Genomic DNA, 5,256 nt, shown 5'->3' on the forward strand with positions numbered 1-5,256 from the left:
CCGGCCACGCCGATGATCGTCGACTCGCCCCAGCCCTTGTGGCAGCACTCGAGCGCCGCGCGCATCACGTCCACGTTGCCGATGCACTCGAACGAGTGATCGACGCCGCCGTCGGTCAGCTCGACGATGACCTCCTGGATGGGCGCCGCATGGTCGGCCGGGTTGACGCAGTCGGTGGCCCCCAGCTGGCGGGCCAGCTCGAACTTGGCGGGGTTCAGATCGATGCCGATGATGCGCGCGGCCTTCGCCATGACCGCACCCTGCACCACGGAAAGGCCGATCGCCCCCAGTCCGAACACCGCCACCGTGGCGCCCGGCTGCACCTTGGCGGTATTCAGCACGGCGCCGACGCCGGTGGTGATGCCGCAGCCGAGCAGGCACACCTTGTCCAGCGGCGCGGCGGGGTTGATCCTGGCCACGGCGATTTCCGGCAGCACCGTGTACTCGCTGAAGGTGGATGTGCCCATGTAGTGGTACACGGTCTGGCCGCGGGCACTGAAACGCGCGCTGCCGTCCGGCATCAGGCCCTTGCCCTGGGTACTGCGGATGGCCTGGCACAGGTTGGTCTTGCCCGAGGTGCAGAACGTGCACTGGCCGCACTCGGGCGTGTAGAGCGGGATCACGTGATCGCCGGGCCTGAGCGTGGTGACGCCGGGGCCGACCTGCTCGACGATGCCGCCACCCTCGTGGCCGAGGATGGCCGGGAACACACCCTCCGGATCACGGCCCGACAGGGTGTAGGCGTCGGTGTGGCATACGCCGGTGGCGACCAGGCGCACCAGCACCTCGCCCTGCCGCGGCGGCGCCACCTCCACCTGCTCGATGTCCAGCGGCTGGCCGGCGGCCCAGGCGATGGCGGCGCGTGCTTTCATGAGTCGGCTCCCTGTTCTGTCGCAAGGCACGAGACGGGGCGATTATGCCAACCCGCTTCGCCGCATGCCCCTGCTACCATGCGGCGCCAGCACGGGCGCCGAAGAGCGCCCGGCCGCGACGATAAAGACGGGAGAGGAGAACGCACATGGAGTGGCTGCGTCCAGCAGGCGGCGCCGTGGGGCTGCTGTGCCTGTGGCTGTGGAGCGCCGATATGGCGCGGGCGGCGACGCCGGACGACCGGGCGATCGCCAACGATCACCTCACCACCGGTGACGTGGTCACCTACGGCATGGGGCTGAATGCGAACCGCTTCAGTCCGCTGCGCCAGCTCAATACCGACACGGTCGGCAGGCTGGCGCCGCAGTGGAGCGCCGAGCTGGACGATGACCGCGGTCAGGAAGCCCAGCCACTGGTGCACGACGGCGTGCTCTACGTCATCACGCACAAGAGCACATTCGCCTTCGATGCGCGCAACGGCGAGCCGCTGTGGCGGCACGACCTGAGCTTCGAGAAGCGCATGTTCCGCGTGGTGTGCTGCGGCATGGTGGCGCGCGGGGCGGTGCTGTACCGCGGCAAGCTGATCCGCCAGACGCTCGACAACCGGGTGCTGGCGCTGGACATGAAGACCGGCCGGGAGCTGTGGAGCGTGCAGGCCGCCGACTGGCAGGACGGCTACACCATGACCGGTGCGCCGCTGCTGGCCAACGGCGTGGTGATCGCCGGCGTGGCCGGTGGTGACATGGGCATTCGCGGCTTCCTGGACGGGTACGACGCGCAGACCGGCAAGAAGCTGTGGCGGTTCTGGACCACGGCCGGGCCGGACGATCCGGGCGGCCAGACCTGGACCGGAGACACCTACCTGCACGGCGGCGGTGCCACCTGGCTGCCCGGTTCCTACGATCCGAAGCTCGACCTCGTGTACTGGGGCATCGGCAATCCCGGGCCCTGGAATGCCACGGTCCGCCCCGGCGACAACCTGTACACGGACAGCGTGGTGGCGTTGCGGCCGAAGACCGGCGAGCGGGTGTGGCACTACCAGTACATCCCCAACGACACCTTCGATTTCGATGGCGTCAACGAGCTGATCCAGACGGAACTGGAAATCGACGGTCGCCAACGGCAGGTCATTCTCAATGCCAACCGCAACGGCTTCTTCTACGTGCTGGACCGCGCCACCGGCGAGTTGCTGCGGGCCAACCGGTTCGTCGACACCCTGAACTGGGCGACCGGGATCGATCCGGCCTGCGGCCGGCCGATCCTGTCCGACACCGCCAGGGCCGTGCTGGCCGGCGAGCAACGGGTGATCTGGCCGTCCAACATCGGCGGCAAGAACTGGGGGCCGGCCTCGTACAACCCGCACACCGGGCTCGTGTACCTGAACGGGTTCGAGCTGTCGATGAACTACAAGTTGATGAGTGCCTCCTGGCGGCGCGGCATGATGTACGTGGCGGCCGACTTCTCGTTCCGCCTGCCGGAGGGCGGGCCGCCGCTGGGTTACCTGCGCGCCGTGGATCCGCTCACCGGCGAGCGGGTGTGGCAGGTGCCGTACGACCCGCCGGCCAACGGCGGCACGCTGAGCACGGGCGGCGATCTGGTGTTCACCGGCCTGATGACCGGCGAGCTGGTGGCCCATGACGCCCGCAGCGGCGAGCGGCTGTGGAGCCACAAGACGGCCTCCGGCATCATCGGCCCGCCCATCACCTACGAACTCGACGGCCGGCAGTACGTGGCCGTGATGAGCGGCGTCGGCGGCCTGCTGGCGCTGTACCTGCCGCATCCGGAACTGGCGCGGGTGCCGCGCGGCGGCAGCGTCACCGTGTTTGGCCTGCCGCAGGAGCAGGCGCGGTGAGGGCGGGGCTGTGGGTTGCCGGCCTGCTCGGCGGCGCGGCCATGGCCGGGACACCCGATCCCGGGCAGGTGGCGGTCGGCGACCAGCTGTACCGGCAACTGTGCCAGCGCTGTCATGGCTATCGGCTGCAAACCAGCGGTGCCGCGTCGTTCGACCTGCGGCGGTTTCCGGCCGGTGATCGGCGGCGTTTTCACGACGCCGTGATGCACGGCAAGGACCAGATGCCGGCCCACGACGACATCCTCACCGACGAGGACGTGGCGGCCTTGTTCGCCTACGTGGTGGCGACGCAGCGGGAGCTGACGCGATGAATGCGCCGCGCCGGGCCCTCGCCGCTGTCCTGCTGGCGTCCATGTTGCAGGCCGGCGCGGCCTTGGGCATGGGGCAGGGGCTCAAGGTGTGTCTCGAAAGCGGGCCGCCGCCGCTGTCGTCCGGCGCGCACGAGGGCGTCGATCTGGCCGTCACCCGCGCGGTGGCGCAGTGGCTGGGGCGCCCGCTGGAGATTGTCTGGTACGAGGTGGAGGATGATGCCGACAGCTTGCCGGCGGCGCAGATCAACGGGTTGCTGTCGGCGGGCGTGTGCCAGTTGGCGGGCGGGGTTCCGCTGGTCAGCGACGGCCTGCGCGCGCCGGCCGCGACACCGGTGCCGGTCGAGCTGCCGGACGGCGGCCGCCGCTTCGTGAAGCCGGGGGCGCTGATGCACACCACGCCGTACCGGGCGGTGGACTTTCGCGTGGTGCTCAACCGGACGGCCGACGTCGATACCGTGACAGGACTGGATGCGTTGCGTGGCGTGCGGGTGCTGGCCGAGCAGGGCAGCCTGGCCGATCACCTGCTGTTGGCACACGGCGGCGGTGTGCTGCGGGCCGACGTGGTGCACGTGCCGATGCGGCAGGCCGGCGTCCTGGCGGCACTGGCGCGCGGTACGGCCGACGCCGCCCTGGTGGACGGCCCGCAGTGGGACGCCTACCGCGCCGCGCATCCGGACACCGCCCTGCGTGACAGCGGCTTCAGACACCCGCTGCAGATCAACGTCGGCTTCGTCGCGCTCGCTACCGAGCGCGGGCGGGTGGAACTGTTCGATGTGGCGCTGGACGACCTGCGCGGCAGCGGCGACATCGAGGCCGTATTCGACCGTCTGGGCTACCGCTACAACGCGCCGGTCGAGCCGGTGGTGCTGCCACCGCTCACAGTGCGCCTGTTGGCGGCGCCGGCCGTGAACCGTTGACCCGGGCGGCTATCCGCCCGGCCGCAGAAGCGGCGGGCGAAAAGAGTGGTTGGTGATCTGAACGAACGTCCGACGACGCCGCGCGTCGCGCTGTGTGTCGCCCGGACGGCTTGGCCGCAGCTGGTCGCTATCGGTAGAATGCCGGCCTTACCAGCACCTGTGGTGGCGGGCGGCGGCGACGCTTCCCGCCCCTTTTGCTGCGCCCGACATCAACGCCCCACTGGGAGCCTGCATTGCCCGAGCCAGCACTTCTTGCCCTTGCCGACGGTACGCTGATGCACGGCGTGTCCGTTGGCGCCACCGGCCACGCCGTGGGAGAGGTGGTGTTCAACACCGCCATCACCGGCTATCAGGAAATCCTCACGGACCCGTCCTACCGCCGCCAGCTTGTCACCCTGACCTATCCGCACATCGGCAACGTTGGCTGCAACCCGCAGGACGAGGAATCGGCCCAGGTGCATGCCGCCGGGCTGGTGATCCGCGACGCGCCGCGCCGGCGTTCGAGCTGGCGGGCGCAGCAGTCGCTGGATGACTACCTGCGCGAGCGTGGCGTGGTCGCCATCGCCAACATCGACACGCGCGCGCTGACCGGCCGCCTGCGCAGCGGCGGCGCCCAGGCCGGCTGCATCGTGGCCGGTGCCGATCCGGACCCCGAGTTCGCGCTGGCGACGGCGCGCGCCTTCGCCGGCCTGCAGGGCATGGACCTGGCGCAGGAGGTCAGCTGCACGGAACCGTATCCGTGGCGGGACAGCGTGTGGACGCTGGACGGCTTCGAGCCGGCGCCGGCGGCGCGCTTTCGCGTGGTGGCGTACGACTTCGGCATCAAGCGCAACATCCTGCGCTGCCTGACGGCGGCCGGGTGTGATGTGACGGTGGTGCCGGCCAGGACGCCGGCAGCGGACGTCCTGGCGCTGCAGCCGGACGGCGTGTTCCTGTCCAACGGCCCCGGGGACCCGGAGCCATGCGAGTACGCCATTGCGGCGATCGGCGAGTTCCTGGAGCGCGGCGTGCCGCTGTTCGGCATCTGCCTGGGGCATCAGCTGCTGGCTCTGGCGGCCGGGGCGCGCACGGTGAAGATGAAGTTCGGTCACCACGGCGCCAATCATCCGGTGTTCGAGGCGGCGACCGGGCGCGTACTGATCACCAGCCAGAACCACGGTTTCGCCGTCGACGAGGCCAGCCTGCCGGCGCACCTGACGACGACGCATCGGTCGCTGTTCGACCGCTCGCTGCAGGGCATTGCCCATACCGACAAACCGGCCTTCGGTTTCCAGGGTCACCCGGAAGCCAGTCCGGGGCCGCATGA

The 5,256-nt window shown here is 70.2% G+C and carries 5 protein-coding genes; 4 read left to right on the plus strand and 1 reads right to left on the minus strand.

Annotated elements, in window-relative coordinates:
• Positions 1 to 872 (minus strand): S-(hydroxymethyl)glutathione dehydrogenase/class III alcohol dehydrogenase (locus ABYX71_RS10185; RefSeq protein ID WP_372696390.1); only part of this gene is annotated, 872 nt, incomplete at its 3' end.
• Positions 873 to 1,018: 146 nt separating this feature from the next.
• Here ABYX71_RS10185 and ABYX71_RS10190 point away from each other — a divergent pair.
• From ABYX71_RS10190 to carA, 4 genes are all read left to right on the plus strand, one after another.
• Positions 1,019 to 2,722: a pyrroloquinoline quinone-dependent dehydrogenase gene (locus tag ABYX71_RS10190; protein ID WP_372696391.1), complete on the plus strand. Its 1,704-nt coding sequence runs from the start codon at positions 1,019 to 1,021 to the stop codon at positions 2,720 to 2,722.
• Entirely contained in the window at positions 2,719 to 3,033 is a 315-nt protein-coding gene (locus tag ABYX71_RS10195; RefSeq protein ID WP_372696392.1) for a cytochrome c, read from the plus strand. The genes ABYX71_RS10190 and ABYX71_RS10195 overlap by 4 nt, the downstream gene beginning before the upstream one ends.
• Positions 3,030 to 3,950 (plus strand): substrate-binding periplasmic protein, encoded by a 921-nt coding sequence (locus ABYX71_RS10200; protein ID WP_372696393.1) that lies wholly within the window; start codon positions 3,030 to 3,032, stop codon positions 3,948 to 3,950. The genes ABYX71_RS10195 and ABYX71_RS10200 overlap by 4 nt, the downstream gene beginning before the upstream one ends.
• 275 nt (positions 3,951 to 4,225) lie before the next feature.
• On the plus strand, positions 4,226 to 5,256 hold a 1,031-nt coding region (carA, locus tag ABYX71_RS10205), incomplete at its 3' end, for a glutamine-hydrolyzing carbamoyl-phosphate synthase small subunit (RefSeq protein WP_372696394.1).

It is taken from the genome of Immundisolibacter sp. (assembly GCF_041625615.1).
GTDB lineage: Bacteria > Pseudomonadota > Gammaproteobacteria > Immundisolibacterales > Immundisolibacteraceae > Immundisolibacter.

What these genes read in the sequence shown, in the direction of transcription:
- ABYX71_RS10190 (WP_372696391.1), top strand. Translation starts at nt 1,019, where the DNA reads ATGGAGTGGCTGCGTCCAGCAGGCGGCGCCGTGGGGCTGCTGTGCCTG.
- ABYX71_RS10200 (WP_372696393.1), top strand. Translation starts at nt 3,030, where the DNA reads ATGAATGCGCCGCGCCGGGCCCTCGCCGCTGTCCTGCTGGCGTCCATG.